At 66.8% G+C, this 19,542-nt stretch carries 17 protein-coding genes and 1 tRNA gene; 9 read left to right on the top strand and 9 right to left on the bottom strand.

Annotation, left to right across the window (positions count from 1 at the left end; all coding sequences use genetic code 11):
* Positions 1-4: 4 nt before the first annotated feature.
* From iscX to ACQY78_RS04180, 7 genes are all read left to right on the top strand, one after another.
* Positions 5-211: a Fe-S cluster assembly protein IscX gene (gene iscX, locus ACQY78_RS04210; protein WP_428683047.1), complete on the top strand. Its 207-nt coding sequence runs from the start codon at positions 5-7 to the stop codon at positions 209-211.
* Positions 212-282: 71 nt separating this feature from the next.
* A complete protein-coding gene (locus ACQY78_RS04205) occupies positions 283-852 on the top strand; it encodes a hypothetical protein (RefSeq protein WP_428683045.1) in 570 nt (189 codons plus the stop codon).
* A 26-nt stretch (positions 853-878) separates the two neighbouring features.
* Positions 879-1,415, top strand: a complete 537-nt coding sequence (locus tag ACQY78_RS04200) for a hypothetical protein (protein WP_428683043.1) — start codon at positions 879-881, stop codon at positions 1,413-1,415.
* A 45-nt stretch (positions 1,416-1,460) separates the two neighbouring features.
* A complete protein-coding gene (gene mnmA / locus ACQY78_RS04195; protein ID WP_428683041.1) occupies positions 1,461-2,600 on the top strand; it encodes a tRNA 2-thiouridine(34) synthase MnmA in 1,140 nt (379 codons plus the stop codon).
* A gap of 43 nt (positions 2,601-2,643) precedes the next feature.
* Positions 2,644-3,642 carry a Bug family tripartite tricarboxylate transporter substrate binding protein gene (locus ACQY78_RS04190; RefSeq protein WP_428683039.1) on the top strand — a complete coding sequence of 333 codons (999 nt, stop codon included), beginning with the start codon at positions 2,644-2,646 and terminating at the stop codon, positions 3,640-3,642.
* A 19-nt stretch (positions 3,643-3,661) separates the two neighbouring features.
* Positions 3,662-4,945, top strand: coding sequence for an alkaline phosphatase family protein (locus ACQY78_RS04185; RefSeq protein WP_428683037.1), 1,284 nt, complete (start codon positions 3,662-3,664; stop codon positions 4,943-4,945).
* A gap of 476 nt (positions 4,946-5,421) precedes the next feature.
* A tRNA-Met gene (locus ACQY78_RS04180) sits at positions 5,422-5,498 on the top strand.
* A 162-nt stretch (positions 5,499-5,660) separates the two neighbouring features.
* Here the strand turns inward: ACQY78_RS04180 and ACQY78_RS04175 are convergent.
* Positions 5,661-6,380, bottom strand: coding sequence for an alpha/beta family hydrolase (locus ACQY78_RS04175; protein ID WP_428683035.1), 720 nt, complete (start codon positions 6,378-6,380; stop codon positions 5,661-5,663).
* Between the two features lie 476 nt (positions 6,381-6,856).
* Here ACQY78_RS04175 and ACQY78_RS04170 point away from each other — a divergent pair, with 476 nt between their 5' ends.
* Together ACQY78_RS04170 and ACQY78_RS04165 are read left to right on the top strand one after the other, a co-directional pair.
* Complete coding sequence (locus tag ACQY78_RS04170; RefSeq protein WP_428683033.1) at positions 6,857-7,879, top strand: NAD(P)/FAD-dependent oxidoreductase; 1,023 nt, start codon at positions 6,857-6,859, stop codon at positions 7,877-7,879.
* Between the two features lie 8 nt (positions 7,880-7,887).
* Positions 7,888-8,655 (top strand): hypothetical protein, encoded by a 768-nt coding sequence (locus ACQY78_RS04165; RefSeq protein WP_428683031.1) that lies wholly within the window; start codon positions 7,888-7,890, stop codon positions 8,653-8,655.
* 177 nt (positions 8,656-8,832) lie between these two features.
* Here ACQY78_RS04165 and ACQY78_RS04160 read toward each other — a convergent pair whose 3' ends face one another.
* The 8 genes from ACQY78_RS04160 to ACQY78_RS04125 all read right to left on the bottom strand — a co-directional run bounded on the left by ACQY78_RS04160 (position 8,833) and on the right by ACQY78_RS04125 (position 19,521).
* Positions 8,833-10,086, bottom strand: coding sequence for a PepSY-associated TM helix domain-containing protein (locus ACQY78_RS04160; RefSeq protein ID WP_428683029.1), 1,254 nt, complete (start codon positions 10,084-10,086; stop codon positions 8,833-8,835).
* An 8-nt stretch (positions 10,087-10,094) separates the two neighbouring features.
* On the bottom strand, positions 10,095-12,536 hold the full coding sequence (locus ACQY78_RS04155; RefSeq protein ID WP_428683027.1) for a TonB-dependent siderophore receptor: 2,442 nt from the start codon (positions 12,534-12,536) through the stop codon (positions 10,095-10,097).
* A gap of 114 nt (positions 12,537-12,650) precedes the next feature.
* Positions 12,651-13,634 (bottom strand): FecR family protein, encoded by a 984-nt coding sequence (locus ACQY78_RS04150; RefSeq protein WP_428683025.1) that lies wholly within the window; start codon positions 13,632-13,634, stop codon positions 12,651-12,653.
* A gap of 86 nt (positions 13,635-13,720) precedes the next feature.
* On the bottom strand, positions 13,721-14,239 hold the full coding sequence (locus ACQY78_RS04145) for a sigma-70 family RNA polymerase sigma factor (protein ID WP_428683023.1): 519 nt from the start codon (positions 14,237-14,239) through the stop codon (positions 13,721-13,723).
* Between the two features lie 52 nt (positions 14,240-14,291).
* Positions 14,292-15,368, bottom strand: coding sequence for an ABC transporter ATP-binding protein (locus tag ACQY78_RS04140; protein ID WP_428683021.1), 1,077 nt, complete (start codon positions 15,366-15,368; stop codon positions 14,292-14,294).
* On the bottom strand, positions 15,365-16,345 hold the full coding sequence (locus ACQY78_RS04135) for an ABC transporter ATP-binding protein (RefSeq protein ID WP_428683019.1): 981 nt from the start codon (positions 16,343-16,345) through the stop codon (positions 15,365-15,367). The genes ACQY78_RS04140 and ACQY78_RS04135 overlap by 4 nt, the downstream gene beginning before the upstream one ends.
* Before the next feature lie 103 nt (positions 16,346-16,448).
* Positions 16,449-17,912: an amidohydrolase family protein gene (locus tag ACQY78_RS04130; protein ID WP_428683017.1), complete on the bottom strand. Its 1,464-nt coding sequence runs from the start codon at positions 17,910-17,912 to the stop codon at positions 16,449-16,451.
* A 34-nt stretch (positions 17,913-17,946) separates the two neighbouring features.
* Positions 17,947-19,521, bottom strand: a complete 1,575-nt coding sequence (locus ACQY78_RS04125) for an ABC transporter substrate-binding protein (RefSeq protein WP_428683015.1) — start codon at positions 19,519-19,521, stop codon at positions 17,947-17,949.
* Between the last annotated feature and the right edge of the window lie 21 nt (positions 19,522-19,542).

Raw genomic sequence — 19,542 nt, 5'->3', positions numbered from 1 at the left:
GCCGATGGCCCGGAAGCTGCGCTGGACCGATGTCCAGGACATCGCGATCGAGCTCGAGGAGCGCCATCCCGACGTCGACAACGTGAACCTGCGCTTCACCGACCTGCATCGCTGGGTGATGGAGCTGCCGGATTTCGAGGACGATGCGGCGCGCTCCAACGAGAAGATCCTCGAAGCCATCCAGGCCGCCTGGATCGACGAGCGCGACTAGCTCGGAGCTCCTCGGACGCCGTAATTTGGCCGGAAATATGGGCGACACACGATGATCCGGGAGGGGTCCCCATGATTGCGACGAGAATGCGTCCTCTGCTGCTGCCGCTGGTGCTGGCAGCGGGACTGGGTGCTTGCGCGTCCAACGCCGTACAGCCCGGCATCGTGAGTTCGAGTGCGCCGGTCTACGGCAGCCCGTCGGGCGCGCCTTCGCCCGGAGCGCCTACACAAGTCGCCTACAGCACGCCGGTCGGCGGCCCTGGCCGCGTCGTTTCCATTCGCGAGGTCGGTTTGGCGGGCGCGGCTGGCGGCTCCGGTGGCGGCAATGGCGCCCTGATGGGCGGCATCATCGGCGGCGGCATCGGCGCCACGCTCGGCGCGATCACCAGCCAGACGGTGGGCGGCGGTCTCGTCGGCCTCCTGCTCGGCACTGTGGGCGGGGCCATCGCGGGCACAATCGCCGACGGGCAGCGCAGCGGCGGCCGTGGCATCGAGGTCACCGTCCAGCGCGACGACGGCCAGAGCGTGACGGTCGCGCAGCGCGATGACGGGGACGTTCAGCTCGGTGACCGCGTACAGATCGTGCAGGATGGCCGCGGCGCCGCACGGGTGGTGCGCGACACCTCGCGCAACCCGGATTGAGTCCCTCCCGTTCAATTCGATTGAGAATGCGAAAGGTGTCCTTCCAGATGTTCGGCAAATGGCGCGTCGGTCTTCTCGTTCCAGCCATCCTTGCGATCGGACTGAGTGCCTGTAATGGCACCAGCGGCGCGGTTCAGCCCGGCGTGGTCAACACCTCCTCACAGGGCTCGAGCTATCGCGGCGAGAACGGTCGAGTCGTTTCCATCCGCGAAGTGCCGGTGCGTGGCGGCCGCAGCTCGGGCGTGAGCGACGGCACCCTGGTTGGTGGCGGCCTGGGTGCGGCCGGCGGCGCGATCATCGGCGGTGCCACGACGAACTCAGTCGGCGGCGCGGTCGTGGGCGGTCTGCTCGGCGCGGTGGCGGGCGGCATCGCCGGTACGGCGATCGACCAGAACGCGACGCGGCGCGGCATCGAGGTCACCGTCCAGCGCGACGATGGACAGCGCGTTACCGTGGCCCAGTACGATGATGGCGACGTCCAGATGGGCGACCGCGTTCAGATCGTCTACGACCGCAATGGCGTGGCCAAGGTCGTCCGCGACAACGGCTACCGGCGCGACTAGCCCCGGCTGGCGGGAGCGCGGGGCGAGGCCTATATAGGCCCCGCCATGTCCCGCCATTCCTCCTTCAATTCACTTGGGATCGACAAGTCGCCCGCGGACACCCGCGTGGTCGTCGCCATGTCGGGCGGCGTCGATTCGTCGGTGACGGCGGCGCTCCTGAAGGAGCAGGGCTATGACGTCGTGGGCGTCACGCTCCAGCTTTACGATCATGGTGTCGCGGTGGGGAAATCGGGCGCCTGCTGCGCCGGTCAGGATATCCAGGACGCGCGCCTTGTGGCTGAGCGCCTGTCGATTCCGCACTACGTTCTCGACTATGAGAGCCGCTTCCGTGCCGAGGTGATGGAGTCCTTCGCCGACGCCTATGCGCGCGGGGAGACCCCCGTACCGTGCATCGCCTGCAATCGGACCGTGAAGTTCCGCGACCTGCTGCGGACCGCACGTGAACTCGGCGCCGAGGCCCTGGCGACCGGTCACTATGTCCGTCGCGTGATGGGCGAGGCGGGACCGGAGCTGCATCGCGGCGCCGACCCGGCGCGCGACCAGAGCTATTTCCTGTTCGGCACGACGCGCGATCAGCTCGACTTCCTGCGCTTCCCGCTGGGGGATCTGCCGAAGAGCGAGACGCGTGCATTGGCCGGGCGCTTCGACCTCGTGGTCGCCGACAAGCCCGACAGCCAGGACATCTGCTTCGTGCCGAACGGCAACTATGCGTCGGTCGTCCAGAAGCTGCGGCCGGAGGCCGTCGAACCGGGCGACATCGTCGACATGGAAGGCAACGTCGTCGGTCGCCACGAGGGTATCGTGCGCTACACGGTCGGCCAGCGTCGCGGCCTGGCGCTGGGCGGACGCGACGGCACCGAAAACGATCCGCTGTATGTCGTGCGCCTCGAGCCCGCGACCCGGCGCGTCGTCGTCGGCCCGCGCTCGGCGCTCGGCCGTGACGAGATTGCCCTGTATGACGTGAACTGGCTCGCCGGGGCCGTCGACGGTCCGCTGCCGGTGCAGGTTCGCGTGCGTTCCAGCCAGTCCTTGCGTCCCGCCGAGATCGAGCTGACGGAGGAGGGCGCCAGCGTGCGCTTCGCCGAGCCGGAAGTCGGCGTGTCGCCCGGACAGGCCTGCGTGGTCTACGACGCCGCGACAGGTAGTCGCGTGCTGGGCGGCGGCTTCATCCGACGTTCGACATGATCCTGTAACCGCCGCGTCACCCATTGCCCGGATAAGGCCGGGCATGACGAGCGACATCCCCCAGCGTCCCTTCTCGCGCCGCGATTCCCTTGCCGCGCTCCTTCTGGCTTTCTCGGCGGCAGCCCCATCCTCGGTGCGCGCGGACAGCTACCCCGCCAAGCCGGTCAAGCTGATCATCCCCTATCCGCCGGGCGGCGGCACCGACATCACCGGGCGCGCGATGGCGGCACGCCTGTCGGACGTGCTCGGCCAGACGGTGGTCATCGAGAACAAGCCGGGCGCCACGGGCATGATCGGCGCCGCGAGCGTCGCCAAGGCGCCGGCCGATGGCTACACGGTCCTGTTCGGCGCGGCGAGCGAGATGGCGATCAACGCCAGCCTGTTCAAGAACATGACCTACGACCCGCGCACCGACTTCGAGCCGGTGACGCTGGTGGCGACCTTCCCGTTGGTCTTCGTGGCACCGGCGACGACCTCGCAGTCGCTGCAGGAGCTGATCGAGATCGCGAAGGCTAAGCCCGACACCGTCAGCTACGGCTCCATCGGCAGCGGCAGCCCGCAGCATCTCGCGGCGGAGCTTCTGTCGAGCATGGCGAACGCCCGCTTCCTGCACATCCCCTACAAGGGCTCGGGCCCGCTGGTGCAGGATGCCGTGGGCGGGCACATCAACATGGCCGTGAGCAGCGTGCCGCCGGCGGTGCCGCTGGTCCGCTCGGCCAAGCTGCGTGCGCTCGCCGTGACCTCCGCGGTCCGGTCGGAAGCTCTCCCGGACGTGCCGACCATGGCCGAGCTGGGCTTTGCCGGATACGAGTTCAACACCTGGGTCGGTGTCGCCGTGCCGAAGGGCACCTCCAAGGAGATCGTCGACAGGCTGCGCGTCGGCCTGGTCGGCGCGCTCGCCGCCGCCGAGGTCCAGAGCGCCTTGCGCGACCAGGGCGCGGTGCCGGTCGGCTCGACGGCCGAACAGTTCCGCCAGTTCGTGCGCGACGAGGTGGCCAAGAGCGACCGCATCGTTTTGCAGGCAGGCATCCAGCCCGAATGACGATTCCCCGGGGACGGGCATGGTCTATCATGGTCTGATGAACGTTTCCCGGCCCCGTAGGGCGATCCTGATCGTGTGCGACGGCCTCGGTGCCGAATGGGTCAGCGAAGCCCACACACCGACCCTGGCGCGCCTGCTGGCCGGCCATCGCCGTGCCGACGATCATCGCGCGGTCTTTCCCTCGGTCACGCGCGTCTCCGCCGCCTCGATCGCGACGGGCTGCTTTCCCGGCCGCCACGGGCTCGAAGGCAACCAGATGGCGCTGGTCGAGGATGGCCGGATCACCGTGCACAATGTCGGCGCGCCCTCCTTCCGCGAGACCATGCGCCGCGTGACCGGCCGAACCCTGCGCGTGCCCACCCTGGCCGAGCGACTGGCCAAGTCGGGCGGCCAGATCGCCTATTCGAACGTCTCGCCCGGCGCGGCCTATTTTCTCGACCCCGATCATTTCGGCACGGTGCTGCATCGCGCCGGCTCGTTCGGCCCCGGCGGCGCCTCGCTGACCGGCGACGCCCATCTCGACGTGAGCCACGATCTCGACGGCGACATCGAGATGACGCGACGCTTCTGCGAGGAGGTCGTCCCGTCCGATGACTTCCGGCTGGCCATCCTGTGGCTCGCTAACCCTGATCTCACCCTGCACCACGATCCGCTGGGCTCGCCCGAGCATCTCCATGCGCTAGAGGTCACCGACCGGCTGGTGACGCAGGTCATCACGACGGTGGAAGCGCATGAGGACCGGTTCGATACATTGCTCGTGGTCGGGTCGGACCACGGCCACGAAACGATCGGCCGCTCCGTCCATATCGGCAACTGGCTCGCCGGAAACGGCCTCGAGGCCGAGATGAAGGAAGACCGCATCGGCGTCGCGTCGCAGGGCACGTCGGCGCTGATCTACGCGACCGGCGCGGCAAGGGCGGCTGTTGCCGACCTCCTGCCGAAGATGCGCGAGGAACCGTGGGCCGGCTCGATCCTGACGGGCGAGGCTCTGGCCGCGACCGGCCTGACGGCCGACGCGCTGGTGGCCGCCGTGGACACGACGCGTCACGACGAGAGCAACCCTTTCGGTGTCACCGGCACGCGCTGGCTGGTCGAAGACGGGGAGGGCACCCCGGAAATCGGCTGCGGCCATCATGGCGGCCTGGGTCCGGCCGAAACCCGCCCGTTCCTGACCTTGATCCATCCCGAGTTCGGCCGGGGCGAAGCCGGCCGCACGACCAGCCTCGTCGACATTGCGCCGACCATCCTGCGCTTTCTGGGAGAGGCAGTGGACGACATGGACGGCGCCCCGCTCAGCGCCTAGTTCTGTCGGCCGCAACGGGCCTACGCCCTGGACATCAGCGTCAGGCCGACCCGCGACCTGCACGTGATCGAGGTCAACAATCTGGGCTCGGCCAGGCTGTACATCCGCGGATGTCCAGAAGCTGGTCGCGGCGATCGAGCAGATGGAGTGTTAGGGAAGACCTTCGAGAACTGCTGCGGTCGTAGCACTACATCCTTGCCGTCATCGGCATTTTGCTGGCCGCCTGTTCACCGCGTGTCCGGCCCGCGGATCCAAACACCGATGTCGTCATCGTATCCATGGGCGAGGAGCCCACGGCGACCGAATGTGCCGGACGGTGCGGGAACCGGCTATCGAGCGACGTTCGAAAATGGTCGGATCGAGCGTATTCCGGTTCCCCCTCCGATCGCGATCAGTGCCGGCAGCCGGAGTGCCAGGCCTTAGCGGTACTTTTCTTGACAGATCGAGGCACGGCCGCATAAAAGCGCCCCACCCATGGCTGGGTAGCTCAGCTGGTTAGAGCACGGCACTCATAATGCCGGGGTCGGCGGTTCAAGTCCGCCCCCAGCTACCAACTCCTTCACCAACCGATTGAAAACATTACACAATCGGTTGGTGGGAGCGGGGAGTTCCCTGATCGGTGGGGGCTTTTCGGCGTTTGAAGCCCAGCAACGGCGCCGCGTGGCGGCTTAGTGCCGTTTTTCGACACGGCGAGCCACACCCAAAATCCAGAATCTCAAGTGTCGGCCAGAAGCCGGAAGCGTCGACCCTTCCTGCGTCCCTTTATTTTGAAATGATGTTCACCAGAGACGTACTCCCCAGCGGCAATCTCCACTGCCACATCAGGATGAGTCCTCAGGTAGAAGGCCTCGTCGAAACGCGCGCCCTTGGCCGGCGATCGTTGCTGAACGCTGTGCAGGAAATTCATTACCTTCTGGGCAACTTCATCCCACTTGGACGGCGACAAATCAAAATCGTGGTCGGTGTCTACAAATCTCACGGTTACAGCCGGCGAAAGTGCGTAGTTCTCCGTGATGTCAATTGCTCCGTAGGCATCCCGTGTCCCCTGGAAGATCAGCGTAGGCACCGTGATATGAGCCAGGTGGCTGAAGCGAAGCGACTCCAACACACTACTCGGATGTCGGAACGGGTAAGCAAAGCAAATGACCGCTTTAATCGGCCGACGCATGGCAAACAAAGACGCCACGCGACCGCCAGATGATCTTCCAATCAACACTTCCTGTCCTGCTTCCTCATTCGCTGGAACGATTTTCTCCAAGAGCGCGACTCGCTCCGATACATTGAGGCGCGAATGCGATTCCTCGCTCCGAACTCTTATCTCCTCTCTGCCAATCCACTTGGAGAACACCGGCTCAAGCCGCTGCCGAGCTGCATCCTCGACAGCCGTTCTTTTCAGAAACGAATCGCCTGAAAGGAAATAGGCAGGACCAAACATCAAACTGACACTCCCCACATGAACTCACAGGCTGGCGCGAACGGCGGTTCCAAAAGCGGCGTCGCCGCCTTGGGCACCGGTTGTCGCGGGAAGAGGCCGTGACTGCCTCGGCTTATCTGGTCTTCTCTTCAATCGACGTCCTCGGCAAAGGCAGCTGGCTCACACCGCTTCTCTGGACCTCCGGAACGCCGTGCGCGTGGGCCACTAAGCTCTGGAAAGTTAGCCAGCCGCCCTGATCCCGCGGAGTTCGCGGCACAGGAAGGTTTATATTGGACTCGCCATAGCGGTGGGAGCCACTTGCGGCAAAACCCTTGCGCCGCTATGCCCCTGGCTCCCCGGTGGGGAGCGGCCAGGTCTGTGATGTCCTCTTCTGCTACAAGGTCGCCCCCAGCTACCAATTCCGGCCCTCGCTTCTGCGCTTCTGGGGTGCGTTCGGGGGGCTTTCATTTGCGCATCACCTGCGCCAATTTGTGACCATGGCCACCGGACACACGCAGCAGACCGACGTCATCATCATAGGGGCGGGGCCGGTCGGCCTCTTTTCCGTCTTCGAGTGCGGCATGGTCCGCCTGAACTGCCATGTCGTCGATGTGCTCGACGATGCCGGTGGTCAGTGCACGGCGCTGTATCCCGAGAAGCCGATCTACGACATCCCGGGCTTTCCCCGCATCGAAGCGGCCGAGCTGATCGTCCGGCTGAAGGCCCAGGCGGCGGCTTTCCGGCCGGTCTATCACCTGGGCGAGCAGGTCCAGGCGCTGGAGCCGCTGACCGGCGGCTTCTGGCGCGTGACGACGTCCAAGGGCACCGTGCTTCAGGCCAAGGCGGTGATCATCGCCGCCGGCGTCGGCGCGTTCGGGCCCAACCGCCCGCCGTTGCCGGGCATCGAGGCCTTTGAGGGCAAGAGCGTCTTCTACTACGTCACCCAGCGCGAGACCTTCCGCGGCAAGCGTGTGGTGATCGCCGGCGGCGGCGACACGGCGGTCGACTGGGCGCTGTCGCTGGCCGAGATCGCGGCCCGCGTCTCGGTGATCCACCGCCGCGACCGGTTCCGGGCCGCACCCGACAGCGAGGCACGGCTCAAGGCGCTGGCGAAGGAGGGCAGGATCGACCTGGTCGTGCCGTACCAGCTCCACGGGCTCGAAGGCGAGAATGGCCAGCTCACGGCGGTAACGGTCTCCACTCTCGAAGGGGCAACGAAGCGCATCGAGGCCGACGTGCTGCTGCCGTTCTTCGGCCTCTCGATGTCGCTGGGGCCGATCGCGGACTGGGGACTGGCGCTCGAGCGCGGCCAGATCGAGGTCGATCCCGCGACCGCGGCGACGAGCAAGGCCGGGATCTTCGGCGTGGGCGACGTCGTCACCTATCCCGGCAAGCTGAAGCTGATCCTGACTGGCTTCGCAGAGGCGGCGATCGCCGCGCGCTCGGCCTACGCGCTCATCCATCCCCAGACGCCGCTGCACTTCGAGTATTCGACGACCTCGGGCGTGCCCGACGCTTAGGAACCCGCGTGGACGTCTTCTGTCCCGATTCGGAGCTCGGCTATCTCCGGAGCCGGACGCGGTTCGCGCCCGGAGAGAAGCTCCTGCTGGACGAGGCCTATCGTCTCGCGCACCTGCCTCTGATCGCACCGGATCATCCCGACGTGATCCCGTCGCGGGCCGGTGCAAGCTATCGCATGGGACGGCACGAACGGGCTTTCTCGCTGGTCCTGCCGGTCCCGCCGGATGAGCTGGAGAAATCTGCCGCGTATCAGGAGCTGGAAGGCGAACTCAGGCAGTCGCGCTTTGCGAACAAGATCGCCTGGGGCGTCCTGCCGAAGCGCCGCGGCAAACTCCATGCGACGATCTGCGGGTCTCTCTCGAAGGATGTGCCGTACCGCATTTCCAACGACGAGAGGGCCGCTCTCAGGCAGCTCGGTCCGTTGCGTGTCGAGGTGCGCGGCCTGTTCTCCGGCAACATCAACGTCGGCCGCCTCTATCTGCGTGTCTATCCAGAATGTCGGGCGGGCGCGAACTCGCTACGGCAGGTTCAACGGATCCTCGGCAGGCCGGAAACAGATCTCTATCTCGTAGGTCTCTACAATCTCACCGATCATCTCGAGGCTACCGAAGCGGAAGCGCTGCAGGATATCGTCGCGCGATGGTGGGACAGGCCGATCCTCACGCTCGACGTGAATTGCCTTTGGCATCTTGGATCGTCTGACGATCTCGTCCTGGACTCTTTCGTCGAGGAAGTGATTCCGCTCGATCAACTGTCGTTCTGCGCGACCGCGTAAGCCGGGACGGCCAGCAGACTGTTGAATGACGCCTTTCAGAGGCACCTGAGAGCAACATTGTTGCGTCAGCGCTCGCCGCGGCACAGGATTCAGGGGGGGTGCGACGTTCGTTTCATTTGTTTCGTTTATTTCGTTTATTTCGGTTATTTGCCATGACTCCGACTTTTCAACGGCCTGCTAGGCGGGCCTTCCGGCGCGCGCAGATCGCCTCCGTGCAAAGCGTTTGCGATACCAGATGACGACACCGGTGACGGAAAGAGCGGAGACGACGACCCCCATCACCGAGATGGCGATTCGGCCGGCCGTGCCGAGGATGCGGCCGGAATGCAGGGGAAACTGCGCCTGCACGAAGATGTCGGCGGCCGTCCCGGTCCACGGCACACGCTCGCCCACCACGGCACCCTTCGCGTCGAGGAACAGGCGTGTCGGATGCATCCCGGCCTCCGTGCGGTTCCGGCTCGTGTGGGAGAACTGCACGGTATGGATGCCCCAATTCGGCGCATAGTAGATTCCGGCAACCGGCGCCTGCCAGCCGCGGCGGTCGGCTTCGCGGCGCGCGATCTCCACGATGTTCGCGTAGCCGACCTGCGGTTCGATCGGATGTTTCCCGTCGCCGGGCATGTGCCCCTCGAACGGCGTCGGCGTCACAGTCGAGACCAGCTGAATCAGCGGGAAGAATATCTCGCGATGGAGATTGAGCGAAAAGCCGGTGAAGGCGACGCTGAAGAGCAGAGCCCAGGTGCACAGGCCGAAGGCACGGTGGATGTCGAAGTTGAGGCGCCAGGCGCTGGCGCCGCGCTTGATCTTCCAGGCCGGTGCCCACCGCCCGGCCCAGTCTTTCCAGCCGCGGGGATGTGGCCTTGCGCCGGCGGCGGCGCGGCGGCGCGCGGGCAGGGTCAGGTAGAAGCCAATGAAGCAATCGACCGTCCAGACGAAGGCCACGATGCCCATGAGCCAGATGCCCCATTCGTCGACGTCCCACATCTCCGGAAGATGGAGCGAGTAGTGCAGCTCGTAGAGGAACGAGACGAAGTTCTCGCGCGTGACCGGCCAGGGCGCGCCCCATTCCCTGCGGCCCAGCTCCGTGCCGGTCGCCGGATCGAGGAAGAGCTGGTTGAAGCCGAGCTCGTGGGGCCGGCCGCTGGCGCGATCGATGCGCGGCAGGATGCTGAGTGCCAGCGACTCGCCGGGCTCCAGGATCATGGGCACATAGGAGACGCGGATTCGCGGGTCGCGCTGCTCGGCAATCGCCGCCAGCTCGAGCGGCGGCAGGGCCGGGCCCGGGGTCCGGGTCCGGACGAGATGCGGGTTCAGTACGCCGTCCAGTTCGTGGTCCCACGAGATGACCGCACCGGTTAGCCCGGCCACGAACAGGAACGCCGCGAGGGCGAGGCCGAGCCAGCGATGTGCGAGGACGAAGGCGAACCGCATGCGGTCGCCTAGAAGTCGGCGGTGGCAGAGAGCCGGAAGGTGCGGGGCGAGCCCTGGATCGCATAGCCGTAATAGGCGGTACCCCAGTACTGCGCATCGAAAAGGTTCTCGACGTTGAAGCGCAGGGCGACCGGATGGCCGGTCGGGCTCCTGGCATTCTCGAACACGTAGCGCGCGCCGACGTCGATGCGCGTCCAGTCGGGAATCGTGCGGCGCGGGTAGTCGAGGTCGATGTACTGCGCGGCGGTGTAGATGATGCGCCCGTTCAGCGTGAGGCCCGGCGCGAACGGCAGGTCCCATTCGCCGCCGAGATTGATCTGCAGGCCCGGGCTGCCGAACGCCTGCCATCCATCGTTCGTGCCGCCCTGCGACTGGGTGATGATCGCCTCCAGCAACATTGCGCCACCGAGTAGCCGGACGCCGGGCACGGGCTCGCCGAACACGTTGAACTCGAGACCGCGGTTGCGCTGCTGGCCGGCGAGCGTGAGGGTGTTCGTTGCCGTGTCGGTGATGGTGCTGGGCTGTGCGATCTGGAAGGCGCTCACCGTCGTCGTGAGCTTGCCCCAGTCGATCTTCACGCCGACCTCGAACTGCGTCGACTTGAAGGGCGCGAAGGTTTCGCCGGCATTGGCGAAGCCCGCCGGCACGAGCTGACCGGGCTGCAGGCCCTGGATCCAGTTGCCGTAGACGGAGACGTTGCTCCACGGCTTGAAGACGAGCGCCACCGACGGTGAGAAGGCGCTCGCATCGTAGGTCGAGGTCTCCGCGCCCGAGACCGGGTCGTAGTTGGCCGTCTTCACGTTCTGCAGACGGCCTCCGGCGGTGATCTGGAGTCGCTTGTCCGCGACCGAGAGCGTGTCGGCAAAGGCGAAACCCGACAGCATCGTGAGGCCGGTCTTGTTGGCGCCGGGATTGGGCAGGTTCTGCTGCGCAATCAGGTTCGGCCGGTAGATGTTCGAGGTGAACGTCGTGCCGACCACCGAGCCGGCGCCCGATTCCTGCCGGAAGGCCATGGCCGAGAGGGCGAGCTCGTGGTCGATGGGGCCGGTCGGCACCTTCGCGCGGATGCCGGCCTCGCCGCTCCAGAAGCTGTTGTAGACGTCCTGCTTGAACGGGGTCTGCGTGATGTCGCCGTTGACGTTGGTCGCCACGGGATTGCCGCCGGAGAAGCTGCTCACCTTGTTATCATGGGCGCCGACAGCGGCGTAGGCGGTGATGCTCTCCGTCAGGTCGACCTCGCCGCGCAACACCGCGAACAGGTCCTTCTTGTCGGTGCTCGTCCAGGTCTGGCCGAAATTGGAGCCGTTCGACGGCGCACTCGGCATCGCCACACCGGCCGCCGGCTGCACGTAGGAGACGAGGCCGCCGATGATCTGGGACTGGAAGCCGAGATCGAGGGAGAGGCGGACATTGTCGCCGCGGAAGTCGAGGCCGAGCGAAGCCAGGCCGACCTGTTCGGTATTGCGTTCGATCGCGGTGTTGCCGGCGCGGAATACGCCGTTGAAGCGCGCGCCGAACTGCTGGTCGTCGCCCAGGCGCCGGCCGACATCGACATGGGCGCCGAACTGGCCGGAATAGGCATAGCCCGCCGTCACCTGGTTGAGCGGCTCGCTGCCAGCGCGCTTCGGGACCACGTTCACCGTGCCGCCGATCGCGCCGCCCGGGGCCATGCCGGTCAGCATGGCGCTCGGGCCTTTCAGGATTTCGACGCGCTCCGGCAACTCCGCGGCCACGGAGGCGACGGGCAGCATACCGTAGAGACCGTTGAACGAGGTATCGAGGCTGCCGACATAGAAGCCACGGATCCACATCGCCTCGTCGAGGCTGCCGCCCGATGGCCACACCGTGCGCACCGATGGATCGTCGATGAGCACGTCGCGCACCGTACGTGCCTGCTGGTTCTGCGCCTTCTGCGCGGTGTAGCTCGTCTGGTTGAAGGGCGTGTCCATCACGCCGCGATTGCCGAGCAGGCCGAGCTGCGCGCCGGTCGCCACCTGGCCGCCGGCATAGGGCGCCGGAATGTTGTCGATCAGGGCCTGGCTCGGCACCGGGAAGGCGCCCTGCACCTGCACCGGATCGAGTTGCAGAGCGCCCTGAGCGTTAGGCGTGCCGGGCTTTTGGAGCACGACCGTGTTGCCGCTCACCGAGTAGACGATGCCGCTGCCGCCGAGCAGGCGGCCGAGTGCGCCATCTGCGGTCAGCATGCCGCTGACGGCGGGCGACGACAGGCCCCGCAGCAGGTCGCCATGAGCGGAGACCTGCAGGCCGCTCGGGTGACCGAACTGCGCAAGCGCATCGGCCAGCGGCTGCGCGGGAATGTCGAAGTTGAAGACCCGGGGCGCCGCCGCGCGGGGTGACTGCGGGGGTGGGCTCTGCGCCAGGGCCGGCAGGCCGGCCGTGCCGAGTCCTGCTGCCAGTGCCAGTCCGATCGCCGTCTTCATCGAATGCATGCGCGTCGCTCCGCTCGAGGACCGCGCACGATGGCGACAGGCGACGCATCAACAGCCCCCGATCTCGACACGACGGCACACCGTCCTGTTTTCAGATTCTTCTGAAGAAAATCCTCAGTCGCCCGTGACGACGATCAGCCACGGCGAGATCTGGTGCAGCGACGCGCCCTGGGCTCGCGCCACGGCGCGCAGGGCACCCACCGGATCGGCCAGATTGTAGATGCCGGTGAGCGGCTCCGCGGCGAGCTTTCGGCCGTGCAGGACGACGACGCCCTCGAAGTAGGGACGCAGGGCGTCGATCACATCGCTCACCGGCTGGTTCTTCACGACGAGCTGTCCGGCTGTCCATGCCGCGACCAGGTCGCGCGGCGCCTGCCCGCGGCCGACGGCTCCCGTTTGCGTCACCTGCGCCCATTGTCCGGCGAGCAGGCGCTCCGTCCCCGCGACGTTCGCCGCCGTCACGTCGACGATGCCGTCGCGTACCGCCACCTCGACGGCGGCTGCGCCGAGCCTGACCTCGAAGGCGGTACCGACATCGCGTGCGACGACGCCGCGTGCCGCGACGGCGAATGGGCGCGCATCGTTCGCGACCTCGAAGAAGGCGGCGCCCTTCAGCAGCTTTACGCGGCGTTCGGCGCTCGAATAGTCGGCGACGATGGCGCTTTGCGGCGCCAGCACGACGTTGGTGCCGTCGGCGAGGTCGAGGCGGCGCTGTTCAGCGCTCGCGGTCATGTAGTCGGCCTCGAATCGAAGAAGCAGGGTGCTGCCCTGGAAGAAGAGCAGCAGGCAGGCCGCCGCCGCGAGGGCAGCCAGTCCGCCGGCAATCCTGCGGTGACGACGTTGCCGGCCGGCTTCGGCGGCGCGGCGCTGTCTCAGGAACTTGGCCCAACCCGGCTCGCTGGGCGGCACCGAGGTCGCGAGCAGCGATGCAGCCCGGTTGATCTCTGCCCAGTCGCGCGCGTTGTCGGCGCTCGCGCCGCGCCAGCGTTCGAAGGCAGCGCGCAGCGCACGGTCGTCCGGCCGCTCGGCAAGGGCGAGAAGCCACTTGCTGGCGGTATCGGGCATCGTGTCGTTGGCGGCTTCGCGTCTGTCGGCCATGCTTTCCTTGGGCGGCGCAGTTCCCACACTTCCTACACGACGGGCGAGGGGCAGAATTTCAGGGAAAGTTCGAATTCGCGGACCGATTACCGGTCGGGCGCCGCGCGCGCGAGGCGGGCACGGCAATGTTCGAGACCGTCGATCACCAGCGAATGGGCCAGTCCGATCGAGATTCCAAGATAGGCAGCGATCTCCTTCAGCGTCGCGCCGCCCATCCGGTGCATCTCCACGGCGACCCGCGTCCGCTCCGGCAGCTCGAGCAGGGCGGCCTGCAGGGCCTGCAGTTCGCTGCGGGCCACGACCTCCGCCTCGGGCGAAGGCCGGTCCTCGGCCACACCCTCGATCAGCGAAGCCGTACCCGCAACGACGTGGCGCTCCTCGCGGCCCTGCTTGCGGCGTCCATCGATCGCGAGGTTGCGGACGATCCGGTAGAGGTAGCTAAGAGGCTCATCGAGGAGCTGGCGCCGCGACACTGCGTCGAAACGCAGCCACGCTTCCTGCACCACGTCCTCCGCTTCGACGCGAGAGCCGACGATTCCGGTCGCGTACTCGATCAGCGAGCGTCGGTGCTCCGTGAACAGCGCGGTCGTAACTTCTGATGGCACGGTTGCATGATATCGCGAATGCGAACGGTTCGCAATTTGCGCGTCATCCAGTCTAGGCGGCTGCAGAGAGCTTGCGCAGGGCGGCCAGGCGGCGGGCGTAGGGCGGATCGTTCTCCGGGACCAGAGTGGGCGGCACGATGCTTTCGGCGAAGTGGCAGGCCACGACCTGGCCCTCGGCGCCGGCGCCGTCCTGCAGGGGACGAAGCAGGGGCTCCTCCTGGCGGCAGCGGTCCAGGGCATGGGCGCAGCGCGTGTGGAAACGGCAGCCCTTGGGCGGGTTGAGCGGGCTCGGCACGTCGCCAGCGAGGCGGATGCGGGCGCGCTGGGCGGTGGGATCGGGCACCGGCACGGCCGACAGCAGGGCCTGGGTGTAGGGATGGCGCGGCCGGGCGAACAGGCTGCGCTTGGGCGCCAGCTCGACGATCTTGCCGAGATACATGACGGCGACGCGGTCGGAGATGTGGCGCACGACGGCGAGATCGTGGGCGATGAAGATATAGGAGAGGCCGAACTTGCCCTTCAGGTCCTGCATCAGGTTGATGACCTGGGCCTGGATCGACACGTCGAGCGCCGAGACCGGCTCGTCGCAGACGATCAGCTTGGGCTGAGAGGCCAGCGCCCGGGCGATGCCGATGCGCTGGCGCTGGCCGCCGGAGAATTCGTGCGGATAGCGTAGCGCGTGCCAGGCCGAGAGGCCGACCTCGCCCAGCAGCTCGTCGATGCGCCGGCGCAGCGCCGCGCCCGAGGCCAGGCCGTGCAGGCGCAGCGGCTCCGCCAGCGTCTCGCCGACGGTGAGGCGCGGGTTCAGCGAGGCGTAGGGATCCTGGAAGATGATCTGCATGTCGCGGCGCAGGTCGCGCAGCGCGCCGCGGGACAGGCCACGCACGTCGCGGCCGGCGAAGCGGATCGTACCCTCGGTGGCCTCGATCAGGCGCAGCACGAGACGGCCGGTCGTCGACTTGCCGCACCCCGATTCGCCCACCAGCGCCAGCGTCTCGCCGGGCGCCACGTCGAAGGTGAGGCCGTCGACCGCGCGCACGGTGCCGACCGCGCTCTGGAAGACGATGCCGCGCTTCACCGGGAAGTGCTTGGTGAGGCCGGAGACGGAAAGGAGGGGCTCGGTGGTCATTCGGCGGCCTCGGCCAGGACGAGATCGAGCGGCGCCTTCCAGCAGGCGGCGCGGTGGCCGGGCGCGATTTCGCGCAAGGTCGGCTGCTCGGCGCGGCATTGCTCATCGGCGAGCGGACAGCGCGGGCTGAAACGGCAGCCGGGCGGCAGCGCGTAGGGATTGGGCACGACGCCCTCAATGGCGGTGAGGCGCTCGTCGCCGTCGCTGCCCAGCCGCGGGATCGAGCCCAGCAGGCCCAGCGTATAGGGATGCTGCGGGTCTGCGAACAGCAGGCCGACCGGCGCCTCCTCGACGATGCGGCCGGCGTACATGACGATCACGCGATGCGCGAGTTCGGCGACGACGCCGAGATCGTGGGTGATCAGCATGATCGCCGCCCCCGTGCGCTCGCGCAGGTCGCGCAGCAGGTCAAGGATCTGCGCCTGGATGGTGACGTCGAGCGCCGTCGTGGGTTCGTCGGCGATCAGCAGCTTCGGATCGCAGGCCAGCGCCATGGCGATCATCACGCGCTGGCGCATGCCGCCGGAGAGCTGATGCGGATACTCGTCGAGCCGCGTCTCGGGCGAGGGGATCTTGACTAGCTGCAGCATTTCCAACGCGCGGGCGCGCGCCCCGGCGGCACTGAGCGATCGGTGCAGCTGGACGGCCTCGATGATCTGACTGCCCACGGTCTGCACCGGGTTGAGGCTGGTCATCGGCTCCTGGAAGATCATGGCGATATCGTCGCCTCGGACGGCGCGCATGGCGCTTTCCGGCAGGTCGAGGAGATTGCGGCCTTCCAGTTTGATCTCGCCCGCGGTGATGCGGCCCGGCGGGTTGGGCACCAGCCGCATGATCGAGAGCGACGTCACCGACTTGCCGCAGCCCGATTCGCCCACGATCCCCAAGGTCTCGCCCGGCGCCAGCGAAAAGCTGATGCCATCGACGGCGGCGAACGAACTACCGCCGGAGCGGAACTCGGTGCGCAGGCCCTTCACCTCAAGGAGCGCACTCCTGTCCTCCCGAGGCTGCAGGTCGAGGGACCCTTCCTGTTGCGTCAAAGATCCCTCGCTTCGCTCGGGATGACAGGCTGCTTCATGGTCAGGTCACCGGCCGCGACTGCGGCAGGCGATCGCGCGTGCCGTAGACCGGGGGCGCGAGCTGGTCGGCGGTGCGGCCGGCCCAGTCGCGCTGGCTCACCGTTTCGAGTCGCTTGCGCTGGCCCTCCACGAGGCCCGCGGTCGCTGCCTGGACATCGACCGTCAGGACCTGGCCGTCCTTCACCACTTGCGTGCCGTCGACATACACGTGCCGGATGGCGCGGTCGCCTGCCGAGTAGATCAGGCTGCGCACAGGCTCGTGCGCTGGCTGCATGTAGGGATGACTCATGTCGACCAGCGAGAAGTCGGCCTTGCATCCCGGCGCCAGCCGGCCGAGATCGGGCCGGCGCAGCATTTTGGCGCCGCCGATCGTGGCCGCCTCGAAGGCGTGCCGCGTCGTGCCCATCTTGTAGTTCATGGTGATGGCGCGGGCGAGGTAGCAGACCAGCCGCATCTCATCGAGCATGTTGTGCGGAAAGGTGTCGGTGCCGATGCCGACCGTGATGCCGGCATCCATGTAGCGGCCGATCGAGTTCATCACCATGCCGCGCCGCGCGAAGACGGTCGGGCAGTGCGCCACCGAGGCGCCGGAATCGCGCAGCCGCTCGAAGTCGTTGGCGTGCGGGTAGTGGATTTGCGGATGGTCGTTCAGGAAGATGCCATGGCCGATGATGAGGTCGGGCCCGAGCACGCCGATCGAGTCGAGCCATTCGATGGGCGTCTTGCCATGGCGATGGACCATCTCGTGGAACTCGACGACGGCCTGGCACGCATGGGTCTGCATCGCCAGGCCGCGACGCCGGGCCTCCTGCAGCGCTTCCTTGAAGAAGCCCTCGCGGCAGGTGTCGATCTGCGCCGGGCCGACCATGCCGGAGATCCGGCCGCTGGGATGCTTCGCGGCTTCGTCGAGCGTCGCCATCGAGGCTTCGAAGGCCTTCTCGCCGGCCTTCTCGTCCCAGGCATATTCGACCGTGTGGCCGTTCTTCGTGTACCAGACGCCCTGGCGCATCATCGGGCACAAGACGGCGCGGATGCCCGTGGAGGCGAGATCGTCTGCCCAACCTTCGCGGGCCATCGACAGGTCGGTGATGGTCGTCACGCCGCTCTTCAGCAGCTCCGAGACCGCGACCTTGGAGGAGGGGCCTGCATCCTCGGGATTGAGGCCGAACACCGTCAGGTATTCGTAGAGCGAGCTCTGGCCGAGCTTGTCGCTGCCATACTCCTCGGTGAGGCCCTTGTTGGCGGGCTCGGAGAAGGGATGGCTGTGGACGTTGACGAGGCCGGGGATGGCCATCATCCCCTTGCCCTCGATGGTCGTATCGACCGGGCCCGTGTAGCCCGGTCCGACATGGGCGATCTCGTTGCCCTTGAACACGAGATCGGCGTTCTCGAGATAGACGTGTCGCCCCTCGGCCTCGTCCCACGCAACGACGTGGTCGAGGCCGGCGATCTTGGTCGTCTTCATAAGCGCTTCGCTCCGATTGCTTGCTGTCTGCCGGCTATTTGTAGGCGAGGCCCAGGCCCTTGTAGAGGCCGCAGCCATAGTTGCCGTGGGCCTTGATGGGCTTCAGCTTGGAGCCCGCCACGACGAACAGCGGCTCATGGAACAGCGGGATCCACACGAACGCGTCGTGCACCTTCTGCTGCACCGCCTGATAGGCCGTCGCCCGCGTCGACTCATCGAGTGCGGTCGAACCCTTGTCGAGCAACTCGTCGGTTTCCTTGTCCTTCCAGTTCATGCGGTTCGGGGTCGGCGCATTGGTCGACCGGAAGTAGAGGTTGAGCGCGTCGCCGGCGCTGACATAGGGGAAGCTCATGCCGAAGGCGTCGAACTCCTGCGTGGCGAGCTTGCCCCAGGCGACCGTCGCGTCGAACAGCTGGATCTGCAGGTCGACGCCGACCTTGCGCAGGTCGCCCTGCACGGCCTCGGCGATCTCCTTGAAGGCGCCCGAGATGCCGTAGATCACCGGCGCCAGCTTCTTGCCGTCCTTGTAGCGGAAGCCGTCGGGGCCCTTCTTCCAGCCTGCCTCGTCGAGCAGCCTGTCGGCCTCCTTGATGTTTTCTCCATAGGCCGCCTTGTTCAGCTTGCCGTTGAAGTCGAGGACGTTGGGCATCAGCATCGTCGAGGCGGGGTCGGCGAAGCCGAAGGTCACGGCCTCGGTGATCGCCTTCTGGTCGACGGCGAGGTTCATCGCCTGGCGCACGCGCACGTCGTTCACCAGTTCCTTGTCGACCTTGAAGCCGATGAAGTAGGTCCAGAAGAAGTTCTCGGCCTTGGTCACCGAGAGGTTCTTGTTGGCCTGCAGCTCCTTGATCGACCAGTAGGGCACGTACTGGCTGGCATCGGCCTGGCCGGCCTGCAGCGCGGTGACGCGGGTATTCTCCTCGGGCACCACCTTCCAGATCACCTTGTCGACCTGCGCCTCGGTGTAGTCATAGATCGGCGGACCCCAGTTGTAGCCCTTGTGCTTGGTCAGCACCGTCGAGTCGCGCGGCGTCCAGCTCTCGAAGCAGTAGGGGCCGGTGCCGTCGAAGCCCTTGACGCCGAAGTCGGCGCCGAGCTGCTTGGCCTGGTCGACGTTCAGCACCGTGTGGAAGTACTGCGTCATCTGGTAGAGCAGCTCGGAGAACGGCTTCTTGAGCTTGTATTCGACGGTGACATCGTCTGGTGCCGTGACCTTGTCGACGTCGCCCATGCGCCACTTCACGAGACCTTTGGTCTCGGGATCGAGCCAGCGCTCGTAGGTGGCGACGACGTCCTTGGCCGTCATCTTCTTGCCGCTGCAGAAGGTCACGTCGTCGCGCAGCTTGAAGGTGTAGGTGAGGCCGTCGGGCGAGACCGTCCAGCTCTTGGCGAGGCCCGGCTTCAACGTCTTCATGTCGAAGTCGAGGTTCACCATCGTGTCGCCCATCATGTAGATGACTTCGGCGCCCGAGCGAGAGGTCGACTTGTGCGGATCGTAGCGGTCGGTGTCGATCTCGCGCACGATCGTCACGTTCTTCTGCGCCATCGCCGGCGCCGCGGCGCCCGCCACGGCAACCGCCGCCAGCGCCGTCACTGTCAATTTTCTCATGCCCACACCTCCTGTTGTTCC

The organism is Reyranella sp., assembly GCF_965279625.1.
Classification (GTDB): domain Bacteria; phylum Pseudomonadota; class Alphaproteobacteria; order Reyranellales; family Reyranellaceae; genus Reyranella.
Note: the sequence above shows the minus strand (reverse complement) of the source record. Positions and strands in the feature narration are given on the sequence as shown.